At 59.5% G+C, this 19655-nt stretch carries 20 protein-coding genes; 18 read left to right on the top strand and 2 right to left on the bottom strand.

Annotated features, from left to right (window positions below):
• On the bottom strand, positions 1-3209 hold a 3209-nt coding region (gene rne, locus Q7W83_RS20850; RefSeq protein ID WP_473656784.1), incomplete at its 3' end, for a ribonuclease E.
• Positions 3210-3910: 701 nt separating this feature from the next.
• Here rne and rluC point away from each other — a divergent pair.
• The 3 genes from rluC to sppA are packed head-to-tail and all read left to right on the top strand — an operon-like array spanning position 3911 to position 6536.
• Positions 3911-4873 carry a 23S rRNA pseudouridine(955/2504/2580) synthase RluC gene (gene rluC, locus Q7W83_RS20845; RefSeq protein WP_150631737.1) on the top strand — a complete coding sequence of 321 codons (963 nt, stop codon included), beginning with the start codon at positions 3911-3913 and terminating at the stop codon, positions 4871-4873.
• Positions 4860-5522, top strand: coding sequence for an HAD-IA family hydrolase (locus Q7W83_RS20840; RefSeq protein WP_150631736.1), 663 nt, complete (start codon positions 4860-4862; stop codon positions 5520-5522). Before rluC ends, Q7W83_RS20840 begins: the two co-directional genes overlap by 14 nt.
• Before the next feature lie 24 nt (positions 5523-5546).
• Positions 5547-6536, top strand: a complete 990-nt coding sequence (sppA, locus tag Q7W83_RS20835; RefSeq protein ID WP_473656780.1) for a signal peptide peptidase SppA — start codon at positions 5547-5549, stop codon at positions 6534-6536.
• Positions 6537-6623: 87 nt separating this feature from the next.
• On the opposite strand, the gene Q7W83_RS20830 is transcribed toward sppA, so the two are convergent.
• Positions 6624-7202: a Maf family protein gene (locus Q7W83_RS20830; protein ID WP_150636040.1), complete on the bottom strand. Its 579-nt coding sequence runs from the start codon at positions 7200-7202 to the stop codon at positions 6624-6626.
• A 105-nt stretch (positions 7203-7307) separates the two neighbouring features.
• Here Q7W83_RS20830 and Q7W83_RS20825 point away from each other — a divergent pair, with 105 nt between their 5' ends.
• The 15 genes from Q7W83_RS20825 (at position 7308) to Q7W83_RS20755 (ending at position 19605) form a co-directional block, all read left to right on the top strand.
• Positions 7308-7835 (top strand): YceD family protein, encoded by a 528-nt coding sequence (locus Q7W83_RS20825; RefSeq protein WP_004371317.1) that lies wholly within the window; start codon positions 7308-7310, stop codon positions 7833-7835.
• A gap of 13 nt (positions 7836-7848) precedes the next feature.
• Entirely contained in the window at positions 7849-8031 is a 183-nt protein-coding gene (rpmF, locus tag Q7W83_RS20820; protein ID WP_008152339.1) for a 50S ribosomal protein L32, read from the top strand.
• Between the two features lie 4 nt (positions 8032-8035).
• Complete coding sequence (gene plsX / locus Q7W83_RS20815; protein WP_150631733.1) at positions 8036-9046, top strand: phosphate acyltransferase PlsX; 1011 nt, start codon at positions 8036-8038, stop codon at positions 9044-9046.
• 125 nt (positions 9047-9171) lie between these two features.
• The gene (gene fabD, locus Q7W83_RS20810) at positions 9172-10110 is read left to right on the top strand and encodes an ACP S-malonyltransferase (RefSeq protein WP_473656777.1); all 939 of its coding nucleotides are present in this window, start codon (positions 9172-9174) and stop codon (positions 10108-10110) included.
• Between the two features lie 16 nt (positions 10111-10126).
• Entirely contained in the window at positions 10127-10870 is a 744-nt protein-coding gene (fabG, locus tag Q7W83_RS20805; protein ID WP_007942004.1) for a 3-oxoacyl-ACP reductase FabG, read from the top strand.
• A gap of 191 nt (positions 10871-11061) precedes the next feature.
• Complete coding sequence (acpP, locus tag Q7W83_RS20800; protein ID WP_150631730.1) at positions 11062-11298, top strand: acyl carrier protein; 237 nt, start codon at positions 11062-11064, stop codon at positions 11296-11298.
• 108 nt (positions 11299-11406) lie between these two features.
• A complete protein-coding gene (gene fabF, locus Q7W83_RS20795) occupies positions 11407-12651 on the top strand; it encodes a beta-ketoacyl-ACP synthase II (RefSeq protein WP_150631729.1) in 1245 nt (414 codons plus the stop codon).
• Positions 12651-13466: an aminodeoxychorismate lyase gene (pabC, locus tag Q7W83_RS20790; protein WP_150636037.1), complete on the top strand. Its 816-nt coding sequence runs from the start codon at positions 12651-12653 to the stop codon at positions 13464-13466. Before fabF ends, pabC begins: the two co-directional genes overlap by 1 nt.
• Positions 13467-13469: 3 nt before the next feature.
• The gene (mltG, locus tag Q7W83_RS20785; protein WP_458377147.1) at positions 13470-14684 is read left to right on the top strand and encodes an endolytic transglycosylase MltG; all 1215 of its coding nucleotides are present in this window, start codon (positions 13470-13472) and stop codon (positions 14682-14684) included.
• 19 nt (positions 14685-14703) lie between these two features.
• Positions 14704-15336, top strand: a complete 633-nt coding sequence (gene tmk / locus Q7W83_RS20780; RefSeq protein WP_150631726.1) for a dTMP kinase — start codon at positions 14704-14706, stop codon at positions 15334-15336.
• On the top strand, positions 15329-16315 hold the full coding sequence (locus Q7W83_RS20775) for a DNA polymerase III subunit delta' (protein ID WP_008031605.1): 987 nt from the start codon (positions 15329-15331) through the stop codon (positions 16313-16315). The genes tmk and Q7W83_RS20775 overlap by 8 nt, the downstream gene beginning before the upstream one ends.
• A 42-nt stretch (positions 16316-16357) precedes the next feature.
• A complete protein-coding gene (locus tag Q7W83_RS20770) occupies positions 16358-16714 on the top strand; it encodes a PilZ domain-containing protein (protein ID WP_150631725.1) in 357 nt (118 codons plus the stop codon).
• 14 nt (positions 16715-16728) lie between these two features.
• On the top strand, positions 16729-17514 hold the full coding sequence (locus tag Q7W83_RS20765; protein WP_150636034.1) for a TatD family hydrolase: 786 nt from the start codon (positions 16729-16731) through the stop codon (positions 17512-17514).
• A gap of 342 nt (positions 17515-17856) precedes the next feature.
• A complete protein-coding gene (locus Q7W83_RS20760) occupies positions 17857-18498 on the top strand; it encodes a TetR/AcrR family transcriptional regulator (RefSeq protein ID WP_150631723.1) in 642 nt (213 codons plus the stop codon).
• Positions 18499-18636: 138 nt separating this feature from the next.
• Positions 18637-19605 (top strand): GTP 3',8-cyclase MoaA, encoded by a 969-nt coding sequence (locus Q7W83_RS20755; protein ID WP_150631722.1) that lies wholly within the window; start codon positions 18637-18639, stop codon positions 19603-19605.
• The last annotated feature ends 50 nt before the right edge of the window (positions 19606-19655 follow it).

Raw genomic sequence — 19655 nt, 5'->3', positions numbered from 1 at the left:
TCGTGCTCTTTTTCCAGGGCTTGCTCGTGTTGCTCTACCGCTTCCTGGACGGAGCGCGGTGCTTCGTCGATCACGGAGTCAACTGGCTCGGCAGTGACTTCAGCAGCCGGGGCAGGAGCTGCCTCGACGACTTCAGCCACAACCGGTGCCACTTCTACCGGAGCAGCAGCGGCAGCCAGTTCGGCTTCCTTCTGCAGGCGCTCTTCTTCACGCTTGCGACGACGCACTTCACGCGGGTCGTTCGGCGCGCGGCCACTTGGCGTCAGGGCGCTGGCCGGGGCAGCTTCAACCACTGGCGCAGCCACTTCGGCGACAACAGGGGCTTCAACAACCGGAGCAGCTTCTGGTTCAGAAGCCACAACCGCAGGCTCAACAGCCGCTACTTCAGCGACCGGCGCTGGAGTTTCGACGATTACCGGCTCGGCAACCCAGTTGAAAGCGGTTTGCTCTTCGCGAACTTCACGAACGGTTTCGGTCACGGTTTCAGCGACGGTTTCAGCTTCAACAACCGACTCTTCAACCACGGCAGGCGCTTCAGCAACAAAGGCTGGCTCAGCGGCTGCTTCGACTTCAGGCTGTGCTTCACGAACCGGGGCCACTTCGACTTCCGAAGCGGAGGTTGCTTCTACAGGCGTGGTCGCTTCAACGACTGGCGCTTCGACTGGAGCAGTTTCCAGTGTGGCAGCAGTAGCGCGTTCGGCTTGCTCGTTGGCCTGTGCTTCCGCCGGAGCGCTGATCACGCTGCTGGCAACGGCTGCGGTAACAGCCAGGCCGGCGGCCAGATCGGCAGCGCTTGGCGCTGCGTTGCTTTCGGCGGCTTCGTTACCTTCAGCGGATTCCGATTCTTCCGAACCTTCGATCACGTTGCCGTTGGCATCGCGTTGACGCTCGCGACGGTTGCTGCGACGACGCTGGCCACGGGAGCGGCGGCGTGGACGATCGCCTTCGGCGCCTTCCTGACCGTCTTCCTGCAGTTGCTCCTCGTTGCCGGTCAGCTCTTCTTCGGCAACAGCGGCAGCGGCTTGCTCGGCACGCGGTTGACGTTCTTCACGCGGAGGGCGTGGTGCACGTTCTTCACGTGGCTGACGAGCTGGACGCTCTTCAGCAGTAGCAGCAGCCGGAGCAGCAGTCGGAGCGGCAGCGTCGAGCGGTTCACGCAGTTCACGAACTCGTTCTTCACGCTCGCCACGTGGCTTGCGATCTTCGCGAGGCGCGCGCGGTGCGCGTTCTTCACGAGGGGCACGTGGTGCACGCTCTTCACGTGGTGCGCGCTCTTCGCGAGCGACTGCCGGAGTTTCTTCACGGGCTTCGCGTGGTTCACGTGGTGCACGTTCTTCACGCGGTGCACGTTCCTCGCGAGGCTTGCGCTCTTCATCGCGGCGACCGTTACGGTTGCGGCTCTGCTGGCGGCCGTTGCGACGCTCTTCGTTGCGGGCCGGGCGCTCGGTGGTCGCCGGTTTTTCAACCGCAACCGGAGCAGCAGGCTCTTCCTTGGTTGCAAACAGACCGACCAGCGACTTCACCAGGCCTTTGAACAGGCTTGGCTCTGGCACGACGGCCGGTGCAGCAACAGGTGCGGCGACGACTTCGGTCGGAACCGGAGCGTTGGCGCGGGCCGGCGCAGTCTTGACCGCGGCTTCCTGGCGAACCAGGGTGCGGGTCGCAGCGGCAGGCTGGACTTCTTCGACTTCGGCAGCGGCAGCAGCGATTTCGTAGCTGGACTGGCCGACCGCAGCTTCCGGGCTGTCATCGCGCAGACGCTGAACTTCGAAGTGCGGCGTTTCGAGGTGATCGTTCGGCAGAATGACAATGCGGGCGCGGGTACGCAGTTCGATCTTGGTGATCGAGTTGCGTTTTTCGTTGAGCAGGAAGGCTGCGACCGGAATCGGCACTTGTGCACGAACTTCGGCGGTGCGGTCTTTCAGGGCTTCTTCTTCGATCAGGCGCAGGATCGCCAGCGACAGCGATTCAACGTCACGGATGATGCCGGTGCCGTTGCAACGCGGGCAAACAATGCCGCTGCTTTCGCCAAGCGATGGACGCAGGCGCTGACGGGACATTTCCAGCAGGCCGAAGCGCGAGATGCGACCGACTTGCACGCGAGCGCGGTCGGCTTCCAGGCACTCGCGGACTTTCTCTTCCACGGCGCGCTGGTTCTTGGCAGGGGTCATGTCGATGAAGTCGATGACGATCAGGCCGCCGATGTCGCGCAAGCGCAACTGACGGGCGATTTCTTCGGCCGCTTCAAGGTTGGTCTGCAGGGCGGTTTCTTCGATGTCGCTGCCTTTGGTGGCGCGCGCCGAGTTGATGTCGATGGACACCAGGGCTTCGGTCGGATCGATCACGATGGAGCCGCCGGAAGGCAGTTCAACGACGCGCTGGAATGCGGTCTCGATCTGGCTTTCGATCTGGAAACGGTTGAACAGCGGAACGCTGTCTTCGTACAGCTTGATCTTGCTGGCGTATTGCGGCATCACCTGGCGAATGAAGGTCAGGGCTTCGTCCTGGGCTTCAACGCTGTCGATCAGCACTTCGCCGATGTCCTGGCGCAGGTAATCGCGGATGGCGCGGATGATCACGTTGCTTTCCTGGTAGATCAGGAATGGCGCGGAGCGATCCAGCGAGGCTTCTTTGATGGCGGTCCAGAGTTGCAGCAGGTAATCGAGGTCCCACTGCATTTCTTCGCTGCTGCGGCCCAGGCCGGCAGTGCGCACGATCAGACCCATGTCGGCCGGGGCAACCAGACCGTTCAGGGCTTCACGCAGTTCGTTGCGCTCTTCACCTTCGATGCGACGGGAGATACCGCCGGCACGCGGGTTGTTCGGCATCAGAACCAGGTAACGACCGGCCAGGCTGATGAAGGTGGTCAGGGCGGCGCCCTTGTTGCCACGTTCTTCTTTTTCGACCTGAACGATGACTTCCTGGCCTTCGCTCAGGACGTCCTTGATGTTGACGCGGCCTTCAGGGGCTTTCTTGAAGTATTCGCGGGAGATTTCTTTGAGGGGCAGGAAGCCGTGGCGCTCGGAGCCGAAATCGACAAAGGCAGCCTCAAGGCTTGGTTCGATGCGAGTAATCCGGCCTTTATAGATGTTGGCCTTCTTCTGCTCGCGTGCACCGGATTCGATGTCCAGGTCGTAGAGGCGTTGGCCATCTACCAGTGCAACACGCAACTCTTCGGGTTGAGTTGCGTTAATCAGCATTCTTTTCATGTAGTACCGTCGGTTTCCGGGCTGCCGGAAACGGCGTTCGGCACACACGACTTCTCACGGTCGGTGTCAGGTGCGTCAGGAGTGGTTGGCCATTCCCGTGTCCAGCGATGTCCGGCCAATGTGGGCCTTTGTCGCGACGTACGCGTCCTGCTTGCTGTGGCTACTTAAGCACTCAGTCAGGAGGAGGAATCAACCAGCGGCTGTGGACGAGATGAAGCGTCTTGATAAAGCCTATTGCTACACAGTCCAGCGGTTGTGCATCTCCACCCTACACGTATCCCTGATAATTCGGGTGCTGCCGCGCGCAGAATCCGCAGCGGGTTGGCATTTACCGTGAGCTCCGAAAGGGGAGGTCACGCATCATGGCTAATTTAGGCGTTGTTTCCGAAGCGTTCGCTCGGGGTCATTCGCAGCTGACTGCACTTTGTGAACTGGCCGTGAATATTGGCTCGCGTAGCGAGTGAAAACTCTGCTTTGCGGCGTGATTCAGGCCTCATGTCACCTGCGCTCGTTACACCTGCAAACTCCACCGTTACGTAGCAAAAGCCCCGTAGGACGGCCTCGCGTCCTGGTGAATTGCATTGGTCAGGGCCGGTTTTTGACCGTTGGTCCGCTGTCCAGGCCGCTTTTGGCGGCGTTCGCGACTATAGCAGTAATGATTAAGTGCTTCAATTCCATAAAAAATTGATATCATCCGCGCCATGACGACTACTGCCCCCTCGACCCCAGCCGTACAACTGCTTGAGGTCTCGCCGGAATATGCCGGCCAACGTATTGATAACTTCCTTCTCGCTCGGCTCAAAGGCGTGCCCAAGACACTGATTTACCGCATTTTGCGCAAAGGTGAAGTGCGAGTGAACAAAGGTCGGATCAAGCCCGAATACAAGCTGCAGGCGGGCGATATCGTGCGCGTGCCGCCGGTTCGCGTGCCCGAGCGCGACGAACCTGTGCCGCTGGCCCAAGGCCTGCTGCAGCGACTCGAAGCCTCGATTGTCTATGAAGACAAAGCGCTAATCGTGATCAACAAGCCTTGCGGCATTGCGGTTCATGGCGGCAGCGGGCTGACTTATGGCGTGATCGAAGCCTTTCGTCAGTTGCGTCCGGATTGCAAGGAGCTCGAGCTGGTTCACCGCCTGGACCGTGACACTTCCGGCCTTCTGATGATCGCCAAGAAGCGCAGCATGCTGCGTCACTTGCACACGGCCTTGCGCGGCGATGGCGTCGATAAGCGCTATATGGCGCTGGTGCGCGGTAACTGGGCGGCCTCGATCAAGCAGGTCCGGGCGTCGCTCGGCAAGAGCAATCTGCGTTCCGGCGAGCGCATGGTCGAAGTCGACGAGGAGGAGGGCAAGGAGTCTGTGACCGTGTTCAAGGTCCTGCGTCGTTTCGGCGACTTTGCCACCCTGATCGAAGCCAAGCCGATCACCGGGCGGACTCACCAGATTCGCGTTCACACCTTGCATGCCGGGCATTGCATCGCCGGCGACACCAAGTACGGCGACGAAGGTTTCAGTAAGGAAATCCGCGACCTCGGCGGTAAGCGCCTGTTTCTGCATGCTTACATGCTGACTGTGCCGCTGCCGGATGGCGGCGAGTTGAAGTTGCAAGCGCCGGTGGATGAAATGTGGGCCAAGACCGTGGAGCGCCTGAGTGCACCCATCTGACTACAAGCTGCTGATTTTTGATTGGGACGGCACTCTCGCCGACTCCATTGGTCGGATTGTCGAGGCGATGCACGTCGCGTCCGAGCGTTCCGGCTTCCAGTTGCGCGATGATTTTGCTGTCAAAGGCATCATCGGCCTGGGGCTGCCGGAGGCGATTCGTACGTTGTATCCCGAGATCAGTGATACCGAGCTGGTGGCGTTTCGCGAGCATTATGCGGACCACTACATCGCCTCGGAAGCAGTGCCTTCGCCGTTGTTCGAAGGGGTTGTCGAGTCGATGGAGGCATTTCGCGCCGAGGGTTATCACTTGGCGGTTGCGACAGGCAAGGCGCGTCGCGGTCTGGATCGGGTGTTGAAGGCGCACGGCTGGGACGGTTATTTCGACATCACCCGCGCGGCTGATGAAACCGCCAGCAAACCCCATCCGCTGATGCTTGAGCAGATCCTCGCCCATTGTGAGGTTCGCCCGGAGCAAGCGTTGATGGTTGGTGATTCGTCCTTCGATCTGCAGATGGCGCGCAACGCCGGCATGGATTCGGTGGCGGTCAGCTACGGTGCGCAGTCGATCGAGGCGCTGAAACTGTTTGAGCCGGCGCTGGCCATCGACCGTTTTTCAGAATTGCATGCCTGGCTGAATCAGCGGGCCTAATAGATTTTTGCTGGGGTAGATGTCATGACCGACGAATGGAAAGCACCCGCCAAGGCGAGTGCGGAGAGCGGTGACGAGAAGAGCTGGAAGCTGCTGGAAAAGACGCTGCTGGCCAGCGTGCAGGAACAGCGCCGGTCGCGGCGCTGGGGGATTTTCTTCAAGTTGCTGACCTTTGTGTACCTGTTTGGCGCGTTGATTCTGTTCACGCCGCTGATGGACATGGAAAAAGCTGCCACCCGTAGTGCCAATTACACTGCGCTGATCGACGTGACGGGCATGATCGCCGACAAGGAGCCTGCCAGCGCTGACAACATCGTCGGCAGCCTGCGTGCCGCCTTCGAAGATGAGAAGGTCAAAGGTGTCATCCTGCGTATCAACAGTCCGGGCGGTAGTCCAGTGCAATCCGGCTATGTTTATGACGAGGTTCGGCGGTTGCGCGGCTTGCACCCGGACACCAAGGTTTACGCGGTGATCTCCGATCTGGGCGCTTCCGGTGCCTATTACATCGCCAGCGCGGCAGATCAGATTTACGCCGACAAGGCGAGTCTGGTGGGTTCGATTGGTGTGACGGCGGCCGGTTACGGGTTTGTCGGCACCATGGAGAAACTCGGTGTCGAGCGTCGGACCTACACGTCGGGCGAGCACAAGTCGTTCCTTGATCCGTTCCAGCCGCAGAAGCCTGAGGAGACCCAATTCTGGCAAGGCGTACTCGATACGACGCACCAGCAGTTCATCAGCAGCGTCAAGAAGGGGCGTGGCGATCGCCTCAAGGACAAAGAGCATCCGGAGTTGTTCTCCGGGTTGGTCTGGTCCGGTGAGCAGGCGCTGCCGCTGGGGTTGATCGATGGCCTGGGTAATGCCAGTTCGGTAGCGCGCGATGTGATTGGCGAGAAAGAGTTGGTGGACTTCACCGTTCAGGAATCGCCGTTCGATCGCTTCTCGAAGAAGCTTGGCGCCAGCGTGGCTGAGCAGTTGGCGATGTGGATGGGTTTTCACGGCCCGTCGCTGCGCTGATCTGCCGTCCCCATAAAAAACCGGCCTTCGTGGCCGGTTTTTTATGGGGGGTATGTAACAAGGAGCCGGCTTGTCGGCGTTGGCGTCTCAGGGGATTTGCACGCCTTCGGCCAGCAGCATGTCGATCAGGCGAATCAGTGGCAGGCCGATCAGGCTGGTGGCGTCAGGGCCTTCGGTGCTTTGAAACAGGCTCACCCCCAAGCCTTCGGCTTTGAAGCTGCCAGCGCAGTCGTAAGGCGTTTCGGCGCGCAGATAGCGTTCGATGCGTGCGGCATCGAGTGTGCGCATGTGCACGGTGAACGGTACGCAGTCGACCTGGCAGCGTCCGGTCTGGCTGTTGAGCAGGGCCAGGCCGGTCAGGAAGGTCACGCTGGCGCCGCTTGAGGCCAGCAACTGTTCGCGAGCCTTTTCGAAGGTGTGGGGTTTACCGATAATGCGCTCGCCGAGAACCGCGACCTGGTCGGAACCGATAATCAGGTGAGCGGGGTGGCTGCCGGCGAGGGCCTGGGCTTTTTCTTCAGCGAGGCGCTTTACCAGTTCGACGGCGGTTTCGTTCGGTCGATGATTTTCATCGATGTCCGGCGAGCTGCAGGTGAACGGCAGCTGCAAGCGGGCCAGCAATTCCCGGCGATATACCGAGCTTGAAGCGAGTAATAAAGGCAGCATGCGCATCTCCAGAATACAGGCGCAAATTCTAGCGAGGCTTCCAGGTGACGGACAGGGCTGAATTTCCTTTGACATGGCTGGGTGCATCCCTATAATGCTGCGCCTATGTTGAATGACCCGATTCCACCTCACGTTGACCCGCGCAAATTGGCTGACCGTGGCACCACCCTTCAAGGTGAACTGCTGCTGGCCGATTTGGAGAGACTCTGCGACCCGCTTTCCGACACTGTCGGTACGGTGCAGGCTAAATTCGTTTTTGAACGAGATGAACGTAAGTCTGTGGTAATCCACAGTTTTATCGACACCGAAGTCAAAATGGTTTGCCAGCGTTGTCTTGAGCTGGTCACCCTGCCGATCCACAGCGAATGCAGTTATGCTGTGGTGAAGGAGGGTGCGAATACCCAGTCGTTGCCGAAAGGTTATGACGTGCTGGAACTGGGCGAAGATCCTTTGGATCTGCAGTCACTGATCGAGGAGGAGCTTCTGCTCGCCTTGCCCATTGTGCCTGCTCATCATCCGGAAGAATGCCAGCAGCCGGCGGGTCTCGATGAGCCCGAACCGAGCGAGGACGAGGTAACGCGGTCCAACCCGTTCAGTGTATTGGCGCAGTTAAAGCGTGACCCAAACGTTTAGGAGTTAATCAATTATGGCTGTTCAGCAGAACAAAAAATCCCGCTCTGCCCGTGACATGCGTCGTTCGCACGACGCCCTGACGGCAAGCACTCTGTCTGTAGAAAAAACCACCGGTGAAATTCACCTGCGTCACCACGTATCGCCAGAAGGCGTATACCGTGGCCGTAAAGTGATCGACAAGGGCGCTGACGAGTAATCACTTGTCTGCTCAAGTCATCGCGATTGACGCAATGGGCGGGGACTTCGGTCCCCGCAGCATTGTCCAGGCCAGCCTTGCTTGTCTGAATGCTACGCCCTCGCTGCACCTGACCCTTGTCGGTCAACCCTCCCTTCTTGAAGAACTGATCGCCGGCCAATCGGCTGCGGATCGCTCGCGCCTGTCGATTGCCCCGGCATCCGAAGTCATCACCATGGACGAAAAACCTGCCCAGGCCTTGCGCGGCAAGCCGGACTCGTCGATGCGTGTGGCGCTCGAGCTGTTGCGTGATGGCAAGGTTCAGGCCTGCGTCAGCGCCGGCAATACCGGCGCGTTGATGGCCTTGTCGCGATTCGTGTTGAAAACCTTGCCGGGCATAGATCGACCCGCCATGGTCGCGGCGATTCCAACGCAGAAGGGTTACTGTCAGTTGCTCGACCTGGGCGCAAACGTCGATTGCAGTGCCGAGCATTTGCTGCAGTTTGCGGTGATGGGCTCAGTGGCGGCGGAAACCCTGGGCATCGTTCGTCCACGGGTCGCATTGCTGAACATCGGCACCGAGGACATCAAGGGCAATCAGCAGGTCAAGCTGGCGGCGACCTTGTTGCAGAGTGCTCGCGGCATCAACTACATCGGTTTTGTCGAAGGTGACGGTTTGTACCGTGGCGAGGCAGATGTGGTGGTGTGTGACGGTTTTGTCGGCAATATTTTGCTCAAGTCCAGTGAAGGTCTGGCGACCATGATTGCCGGGCGAATAGAAGCACTTTTCAAAAAAAACCTGGCATCGAAAATGGTGGGCGCCCTGGCGCTGCCGCTGATGAAGCGTCTTCAGGCTGACCTGGCGCCTGCTCGGCATAACGGCGCAAGCTTCCTCGGGTTGCAGGGAATTGTGGTGAAAAGCCATGGTTCGGCCGGGGTTCAGGGCTTCCAGAGTGCGATTCAGCGTGCCTTGATCGAGATCCAGGAAAACCTGCCGGAACGCATTCACGGTCGTCTGGAGGATTTGTTGCTTTAGGCGTTTTCGTCGGACAATGCTTAAATGTGACCGCTCAGTTCAATTAGCCATCCAACTGTCAGTTTCTTGCGTCCCCCAAGCGGGACGTCAATTCTCCGACGACAAGATCATTAGGGGCTTGTTACATGTCTGCTTCCCTCGCATTCGTCTTTCCAGGACAGGGTTCGCAGTCCCTCGGCATGCTGGCCGAGTTGGGCGCGCAACATCCGGTGGTCCTCGAAACATTCAAAGAAGCTTCCGCTGCGCTCGGTTACGACCTGTGGGCACTGACCCAGCAAGGGCCGGAAGAGCAACTCAATCAAACCGATAAAACCCAACCGGCCATTCTGACCGCTTCGATCGCCTTGTGGCGTCTGTGGCTGGCGGAAGGCGGTGCGCGTCCGGCTTACGTTGCCGGTCACAGCCTGGGCGAGTACAGCGCCCTGGTCGCTGCGGGCAGCCTGAGTCTGGGTGACGCGGTGAAGCTGGTGGAGCGTCGCGGTCAGTTGATGCAAGAAGCCGTTCCGGCCGGGCAGGGCGGTATGGCTGCCATTCTCGGTCTGGACGATGCTGACGTACTGGTAGCCTGCGCCGAAGCGGCGCAAGGCGAAGTGGTCAGCGCGGTCAACTTCAACTCCCCGGGTCAGGTCGTGATCGCCGGTGCCAAGGCTGCGGTCGAACGCGCCATCGAAGGCTGCAAGGCTCGTGGTGCCAAGCGCGCCATGCCATTGCCGGTCAGCGTGCCGTCCCATTGCGAGCTGATGCGTCCCGCGGCAGAACGTTTTGCCGAGTCCATCGCTGCGATCAACTGGCAGGAACCACAGATTCCTGTGGTACAAAACGTCAGCGCGAACGTGCCGGCCGATCTCGAAACCCTCAAGCGCGATCTGCTTGAGCAACTCTATAAGCCTGTGCGCTGGGTCGAATCGGTCCAGGCGCTGGCCGCCAAGGGCGCGACCCAATTGGTCGAATGCGGCCCTGGCAAAGTGCTCGCAGGCCTGAACAAACGCTGCGCCGAAGGCGTGTCGACATCCAACCTCAATACCCCAGACGCCTTCGCTGCCGCCCGTGCGGCACAGGCCTGAATCAGGAGAAGCTTGCATGAGTCTGCAAGGTAAAGTTGCACTGGTCACCGGTGCGAGCCGCGGTATCGGCCAGGCCATCGCCCTGGAGCTGGGTCGTCAGGGCGCCATCGTTGTGGGCACCGCGACATCTGCCTCGGGTGCCGAGCGCATCGCCGCAACCCTGAAAGAAAATGGTATTCAAGGTACCGGCCTGGAACTCAATGTCACCAGCGACGAATCCGTTGCCGCGGTGCTGGCGAGCATTCAGGAGCAGTTCGGTGCGCCGGCGATCCTGGTCAATAATGCCGGTATCACCCGCGATAACCTGATGATGCGCATGAAAGACGACGAGTGGCATGACGTCGTCGATACCAACCTGAACAGTCTGTTCCGCCTGTCCAAGGGCGTTTTGCGCGGTATGACAAAGGCCCGTTGGGGACGAATTATCAGTATTGGCTCGGTTGTGGGTGCCATGGGCAACGCAGGCCAAGTAAACTACGCTGCCGCCAAGGCAGGTCTGGAAGGTTTCAGCCGTGCCCTGGCGCGTGAAGTCGGTTCGCGTTCGATTACGGTAAACTCGGTGGCCCCTGGGTTCATCGACACCGATATGACCCGCGAACTGCCCGAGGCACAGCGTGAAGCCTTGCAGACGCAAATTCCGCTGGGCCGTCTGGGGCAAGCTCAAGAGATCGCGTCTGTGGTCGCTTTTCTTGCATCCGACGGTGCGGCTTACGTTACTGGGGCTACAATCCCGGTGAACGGCGGGATGTACATGAGTTAAATGTGACGGATTGCTTCAAAAAAATGTCATACGAGCTGTCTAAAATCCGTTATAAAGCTGCAATCTATTTATAGACAGAGGGTCACCGGGTTTGAGGAGTGAAGCTTTCAGTTGAAAAACTGAAAAGTCTTTCTATACACTTACCCACTGGCCAGCTGCCTGAATTTGTCCATTAGGAGTGAAAACAAGGTATGAGCACCATCGAAGAGCGCGTCAAGAAAATCGTTGCTGAGCAACTGGGCGTTAAAGAAGAAGAAGTGATCAACACTGCTTCCTTCGTTGAAGACCTGGGTGCCGACTCCCTTGACACCGTTGAGCTGGTGATGGCTCTGGAAGAGGAATTCGAGACCGAAATCCCTGACGAAGAAGCTGAGAAGATCACTACTGTACAAGCTGCAATCGATTACGTTACTAACCACCAGGCTTAATAGCTTGTAATCGTTGCTTGCTGTCGTGGAAAAACCGCACTGCCATCATGGCGTGCGGTTTTTTCTTTAGACCTGATGCAAAGTCGTCATTTGAAAAAGGAGAGTGCTGTGTCGCGTAGACGCGTCGTAGTCACCGGTATGGGTATGTTGTCGCCACTGGGCACGGATGTGCCGAGCAGTTGGCAGGGCATTCTGGCTGGCCGCAGTGGCATTGGTCTGATCGAACACACCGACCTTTCTGCCTATTCCACCCGTTTTGGCGGCTCGGTAAAGGGCTTCAATGTCGAGGAATATCTGTCGGTCAAGGAAGCCCGCAAGCTCGACCTGTTTATTCAATACGGTCTGGCCGCAGGTTTTCAGGCTGTTCGCAATGCCGGTCTTGAAGTCACCGACGCCAACCGTGAGCGCATCGGCGTGGCCATGGGTTCGGGTATTGGCGGTCTGACCAATATCGAAGAGACCAGCCGTACCCTGCATGATTCCGGCCCACGACGGATCTCTCCGTTTTTCGTGCCTGGCTCGATCATCAATATGATTTCCGGTTTCCTGTCGATCCATCTGGGTGCACAGGGACCTAACTACGCCATCGCCACCGCGTGCACCACCGGCACGCACTGCATCGGCATGGCAGCCCGCAACATCATGTACGACGAAGCCGACGTGATGATTGCCGGCGGTGCCGAGATGGCGGCTTGCGGTCTGGGCATGGGCGGCTTCGGTGCCTCCCGTGCGCTGTCTACCCGCAATGACGAGCCGACCCGCGCCAGCCGTCCATGGGACAAGGGCCGTGATGGCTTCGTCCTGTCGGACGGTGCCGGTGCGCTGGTTCTGGAAGAACTGGAACACGCCAAGGCTCGTGGCGCGACCATCTATGCCGAACTGATCGGTTTCGGCACCAGTGGCGACGCGTACCACATGACTTCGCCGCCTGCGGACGGTGCAGGCGCTGCACGTTGCATTACCAACGCTCTGCGCGACGCCAAGGTCAACGTCGATCAAGTCCAGTACATCAACGCTCACGGCACGTCGACTTCGGCCGGCGACCTCGCCGAAGCCTGTGCGATCAAGTCGGTGTTCGGCGATCACGCCTACAAGCTGGCCGTCAGTTCGACCAAGTCCATGACTGGTCACCTGCTGGGTGCGGCAGGCGCGGTCGAGGCGATCTTCAGTGTACTGGCGATCAACGGCCAGGTGGCGCCGCCGACCATCAACCTCGATGAGCCGGACGAAGGTTGCGACCTCGACTTCGTGCCGCACACTGCGCGCAACATGGACATCGATGTGGTGCTATCCAACTCCTTCGGGTTTGGCGGTACCAACGGCTCGCTGGTGTTCCGCCGGTTCGCTGACTGATGGATAGCTGGGTCGACGGTCAGCCGGCTGACGCTCTGTCGCTGAAGGATCGCGGCCTGGCTTACGGTGATGGTCTGTTCGAGACCATTGCCGTGCGTGGCGGGCAGCCACTGTTGCTGGACCGGCATCTGTCGCGCCTGGCACAAGGCTGTTCACGCCTGGCGATCACCACCGATCACGCGCTGATCCGCAGCGAGCTGCTGGCCTACGCCGCAGCACTGGGCGAGGGCGTGCTCAAACTCATTCTTACTCGCGGCGACAGCCTGCGCGGTTACGCACCGGATCCTGCGGCCCAGGCCCGACGCATTCTTCAGGGCAGCGCACCTGCCGCTTACCCTGTCGTTCATGCGGAGCAGGGTGTTCGCCTGTTTCCTTGCGCCACACGACTGTCCAGGCAACCCTTGCTCGCCGGGCTCAAACACCTGAACCGTCTTGAGCAAGTCATTGCCCGTTCCGAATGGCAAGACACCGAGCATGCCGAAGGCCTGATGCTCGATCAGGCCGGGCGTGTGATTGAGGGGGTGTTCAGCAATCTGTTCCTGGTTCGCGATGGCGCGTTGATCACCGCCGATCTCAAGCGCTGCGGCGTTGCCGGCGTGATGCGTGCGGAATTATTGTTTCAAGCCGAGTCGTCGGGAATCCCCACGCAAATCACCGACATCACCCTGGAACAGCTGCAATGGGCTGATGAGGTCTTCGTCTGCAACAGCGTTTATGGCGTTTGGCCGGTGCGCGCCTATGCAGCACTGAGCTGGCCGGCTGGCCCGCTCACCCGTAAACTCCAAACCATTGCCCGCGCGCTACTGGATGCTTGATACGTGAGACGTAAATTCTTGCTGCTGCTGGAAACCGGACTGGTTCTGGCGGGGCTGTTGTTGGGCGCTTCTGCCTGGAAAATTCATTCGGCGCTGGAACAGCCGCTGAACATTAGTCAGGAAGAACTGCTGGATGTGCCCAAAGGCACGACACCTACCCGTACTTTCTATCGACTCGAAGCTGACGGTGTCATCAAGGACGCGTTTTGGCTGCGGGTGTATTGGCGCTTCAATCTGGCCGGACAACCGTTGCACAGTGGCGAGTACCGCATGCAGCCCGGCATGACCGTCGAAGGTCTGATCGGTCTGTGGAAGCGCGGGGAAATGGTTCAGTACAGCCTGACCCTGGTCGAAGGCTGGAATTTTCATCAAGTCCGCACAGCCCTGGCCAAGGATGAAAAGCTTGAGCAAACGCTGAATGGCTTGAGCGACACTGAAGTGATGGACAAGCTGGGCCATACCGGGATCTTTCCGGAAGGCCGGTTCTTCCCGGATACCTACCGCTTCGTGCGTGGCATGACCGACGTCGATCTGCTGAAAAAAGCCTACGATCGCCTCGATGACGTCCTCGCCAAGGAATGGGCGCAGCGCTCGGCTGACGTGCCGTACACCGAGCCCTACCAGGCGCTGATCATGGCCTCGCTGGTGGAAAAGGAAACCGGCGTACCGCAAGAGCGCGGGCAAATCGCTGGCGTGTTCGTGCGGCGCATGGAAATGGGCATGCTATTGCAGACCGATCCGACCGTTATCTACGGTCTCGGTGATCGTTACAACGGCAAGTTGACCCGCGCCCATCTCAAGGAAGCGACCCCTTACAACACCTACGTGATCTCCGGTCTGCCGCCGACGCCGATCGCGATGGTCGGCCGCGAAGCGATCCATGCGGCACTGAACCCGGTGGCCGGTAACAGTCTGTATTTTGTCGCACGCGGTGATGGCAGCCACGTGTTCTCCGATGATCTGGATGCTCACAACAACGCGGTGCGTGAATTCCAGATCAAGCGTCGCGCCGATTACCGCTCCAGCCCGGCGCCGGTCACCGCGCCAGAAGCGACGAATGAGCAGGCACCGATCCCGGCGGCTTCGCCTGACGCGGCGCCCGAGGCGTTGCCGCCAGTGACGGTGCCCGAACCGGAATCGACTCAAGAACCTGCTGAACAGCCCGCTGCTGCACCCGTGCCCGAGCCGGATGCGCCTGCGCCGCAAAGCCCGCAATGATTCTGACTAAGGACTGCCTGTGACTGGCTTGTTTATTACCCTGGAAGGCCCCGAAGGCGCCGGCAAGAGCACCAACCGCGAATACCTCGCCGAGCGCCTGCGCGCCGCCGGTATCGAAGTGGTGCTGACCCGCGAGCCGGGCGGTACGCCTTTGGCCGAGCGAATCCGCGAGGTGCTGTTGGCGCCGGTCGATGAAGTCATGGACCCGGACACCGAGTTGTTGCTGGTGTTTGCCGCGCGAGCCCAGCACCTGGCCGGCGTGATCCGCCCGGCGTTGGCCCGTGGCGCGGTGGTATTGTGCGATCGCTTTACCGATTCGACCTACGCCTATCAGGGCGGCGGTCGCGGCTTGTCGCTGGAGCGCATCGCGACGCTGGAAAGCTTCGTTCAGGGCGAATTGCGCCCGGACCTGACACTGATTTTCGATCTGCCGGTTGAAGTGGGGCTGGCCCGCGCCAGTGCTCGCGGTCGGCTGGATCGCTTCGAGCTCGAAGGCCGGACGTTTTTCGATGCGGTGCGCCGTGCGTTTCTCAAGCGCGCTGAAGCCGATCCTGCGCGATATGTGCTGGTCGATGCCGCTCAGCCACTGGCGCAGGTTCAACAGTCGCTGGACGCCTTGCTGCCGCGTCTGCTGGAGTTGACCCGTGGCTGAAGCCTATCCGTGGCAGGACAGTCTCTGGCAGCAGTTGGCGGGTCGCAAACAACATGCACACGCCTATCTGCTGCACGGCCCGGCCGGGATCGGCAAGCGAGCGCTGGCCGAGCGCCTGATGGCCAGCCTGTTGTGCCAGCGTCCGACCGCGCAGGACGCTTGCGGCGAATGCAAGTCCTGCCTGCTGCTCAAAGCCGGCAGCCACCCTGACAACTACATCCTCGAACCGGAAGAAGCCGACAAGGCGATCAAGGTCGATCAGGTTCGCGAACTGGTCAGTTTCGTGGTCCAGACCGCGCAGATGGGCGGGCGCAAAGTGGTATTGATCGAGCCGGTCGAGTCGATGAACATCAACGCCGCCAACGCCTTGCTCAAAAGCCTTGAAGAGCCGTCCGGCGATACGGTGTTGTTGCTGGTCAGTCACCAGACAAGTCGGCTGTTGCCTACCATTAAAAGCCGCTGCGTGCAGCAAGCCTGTCCGCTGCCAAGCGAGGCCATGAGTCTTGCGTGGCTGGCCAAGGCGTTGCCGGACAGCTCGGAAGAAGAGCGCGTCGAGCTGCTGACCCTCGCTGCTGGCTCACCGCTGGCCGCGGTCAATTTGCAGGCTCAGGGAGTGCGCGAACAGCGAGCGCTGGTGGTCGACGGTGTGAAGAAGTTGCTCAAGCAGCAGCAATCGCCGACACAACTGGCCGAAGGCTGGAACGCAATTCCGCTGTTATTGCTGTTCGACTGGTTCTGCGACTGGTCGAGCCTGATCCTGCGTTATCAACTGACTCAGGATGAAGACGGGTTGGGATTGGCCGATATGCGCAAGGTGATTCAATACCTGGCGCAGAAAAGCGCTCAGGACAAAGTCTTGAACATTCAGGACTGGATCCTCGCCCAGCGCCAGAAAGTCATGAGCAAGGCCAACCTCAATCGGGTGCTGTTGCTTGAAGCGCTGCTGGTGCAATGGGCGTCTTTGCCTACCCAGAAGTGACCGACTGGGCCTATCCTCTGAATATCAGCAGTGGAGGTCAGCATGAATGAAGCCGTCAATCCGGGGCCGCGCAACGGCATTTTGTCCCTGACCATCAAGGACAAGTCCGTGCTCTACGCCGCCTACATGCCATTCATCAAGAACGGTGGCCTGTTTATCCCGACCAACAAGAGCTACAAGTTGGGCGATGAGGTATTCATGCTGCTTAACCTGATGGACGAACCGGAGAAAATTCCGGTCGCCGGCAAGGTCACCTGGGTAACCCCCAAAGGCGCTCAAGGCAACCGGGCCGCTGGCGTCGGCGTGCAGTTCAACGACGGCGACAACACCGCGCGCAGTCGAATCGAAACCCACCTGGCCGGAGCCCTGAAGTCCGACCGTCCCACTCATACGATGTAAGTTGCAGCCCTTTTATGCTCGTAGATTCCCATTGTCACCTTGATCGCCTTGACCTCGCCGCCCATGACGGCTCGCTGGATGCCGCGCTCGACGCGGCCCGCCAGCGTGGAGTCGGGCACTTTCTGTGTATCGGCGTCAGTGTCGACAACGCCGCCGACGTCAAAGCCCTGGCCGAGCGTTATGACGATGTCGACTGTTCGGTTGGCGTGCACCCGCTGGACGTGCAGCCGGGCGCTGCGCCAGCGCTGGATTGGCTGCTGCAGGAGCTCAATCATCCGCGTGTGGTGGCGATTGGTGAAACCGGCCTGGATTATCACTACGAGCCTGAAGCGGCGGAGTTGCAGCAGGAATCCTTCCGCCTGCACCTGCAAGCCGCGCAGCAAACCGGCAAACCAGTGATCATTCATACTCGCGGTGCCCGAGCCGACACGTTGAACCTGTTGCGCGAGGCTGCGTTGCCTCAGGCCGGCGTCCTGCATTGCTTCACCGAAGATTGGGACATGGCCAAAGCGGCGCTGGACATGGGGTATTACATCTCTCTGTCCGGCATCGTCACGTTCCGCAATGCCGATGCACTGCGTGACGTGGCCAGTAAAGTGCCTGCCGACCGATTGCTGGTGGAAACCGACTCGCCGTACCTGGCGCCGATCCCTTATCGCGGCAAGCCGAACCTGCCGCAATATGTGCGGGAAGTGGCAGAGTTTCTGGCGATGTTGCGCGGTGAATCCTATGAGCGATTTGCCCGGCAGACGACCGAGAACTTCAAGCGGCTGTTTCCGCTGGCGCATGTGAAAGGTTAAATCGCAGGCAAAAAAAACCCGGGTTCTGGGGGGGGAATCCGGGTTAAGACCATTAGGAGTAAAACAATGGTACGCGGTCCGTTGGTACCAATATCGGCGCGGCACTTGGGGGAGATGCCCCGCCGACAGTTGAAGTATTGATCAGTATCGCGCCGAGTCCAGTTTACCGGGCCAGGTTTTTAAACAATTTTGGAATACGTGCGCTTCTGAAGCGTTCTCATTAAATGACGGCCCGACCAGAATTCATCTGGAAACACAGATATGGATGGATGATCCGTGCATTTTGCCGCAAGTTAGGCATAATACGCGGCTTCGAATTTTGACCCCGACAGACCTTTTCTTATGCATAAAGAACCTCGTAAGGTCCGTGAATTTCGTCGCCGCGAGCAAGAAATTCTCGATACCGCGCTCAAGCTGTTCCTCGACCAAGGTGAAGACAGTGTCACCGTCGAGATGATTGCTGATGCCGTCGGTATCGGCAAAGGCACGATCTACAAGCACTTCAAATCCAAAGCGGAGATCTATCTGCGCCTGATGCTCGATTACGAGCGCGATTTGAACGAGCTGTTGCATTCGGCCGATGTCGACAAGGACAAGGAAGCACTGTCCCGGGCCTACTTCGAATTCCGCATGCGTGATCCGCAACGTTACCGCTTGTTCGATCGCCTGGAAGAAAAGGTGGTCAAGGGCAACCAGGTGCCGGAGATGATCGAGGAGCTGCACAAGATTCGCGCCTCGAACTTCGAACGCCTGACCCTGCTGATCAAAGGTCGGATCAGCGAAGGCAAGCTCGAAGACGTGCCGCCATACTTCCATTACTGCGCCTCGTGGGCGCTGGTGCACGGCGCCGTGGCGCTGTATCACTCGCCGTTCTGGAGCAATGTGCTGGAAGATCAGGAAGGCTTCTTCCAGTTTCTGATGGACATCGGCGTACGCATGGGCAACAAGCGCAAGCGCGATACCGACATCCCCCCTGGCACCTGAGTCATTCAGTTGCCTTATTGCGCCATGATTTCGCTATATGGCGCAGTACCTCAGGAATATACTCAGGCATGGGACTTGCCAAAACTTGATTTGTGAGTCAAGTTTTACGTCGTCCGATTTCCTTGTGCCGGAGTGACCATGATCGTTGACCGTCAAGGCAGGCGTTTCCGCAATCTGCGAATCAGCCTGACCTCCGCCTGCAATTACGCGTGTACCTACTGCGTGCCCAACGGCAAGCGGCTGGTCGCTGCGCAGGATGAACTGTCGGCCGAAGCCATGGCTCGCGGTGTTGCCTATCTGATCGAAGCGGCGGGGATCGAGCGACTGCGCATCACCGGCGGCGAGCCGCTGGTCAGCCCCAAACTCGAAGCCTTCATGACCGCCGTCGGGCAGATGGGCCTGCAAGACATCAGCCTGACCACCAATGGTCAATTGCTCGCGAAAAAACTGCCCCTGCTGGTTGATGCCGGCATTCGTCGCATTAACGTTTCCCTCGATACCCTGGATGCCGGCGCATTCCGCAGCATTGCTCGCGGCGGCGATCTGGCGACTGTGCTCGATGGCATGGACCAGGCCAGTGCCGCCGGCATGAAGATCAAGGTCAACATGGTGCCGTTGCGCGGGCAGAACCTCGATCAGGTAATGCCGCTGCTTGATTACTGTCTGGAGCGCGGTTACGAGTTGCGCTTCATCGAGCTGATGCGCATGGGGCACCTGGCCAGTGACAACAACGCTTTTCTGCAACAGTTCGTCAGCCTTCAGCAGTTGCTGAGCCTGATCGGAGATCGCTATGAGTACCTCCAGGCCGATGCGCCGGTTGACGCGACGGCGGTGCGCTACGAAATTCCAGGTCAGGGCTATTTTGGTGTAATCGCCAACGAAAGCGTTCCGTTCTGCCGAACCTGCTCGCGGCTGCGCCTGTCTTCAACCGGGTGGCTGCATGGCTGCCTGTCGTCGAGCAACCGCCACTATGTCGGCGACCTGCTGGACAAGCCGCGCCATCAGGCTTTGCCGGCTTTGCAGCGACTCTTGGTGAAAGCCTTGGGTGACAAGCAGGAAGTGGCGTTTTCCGGTGGCGCGACAGTCATGAAGATTATTGGCGGCTGATCCGGCCTCATCGCGGGCAAGCCGCGCTCCCACCTGTGTTGTGCAAATCT

It is taken from the genome of Pseudomonas sp. 300 (assembly GCF_055803035.1).
This window is presented reverse-complemented; position numbering and strand designations above follow the sequence as displayed.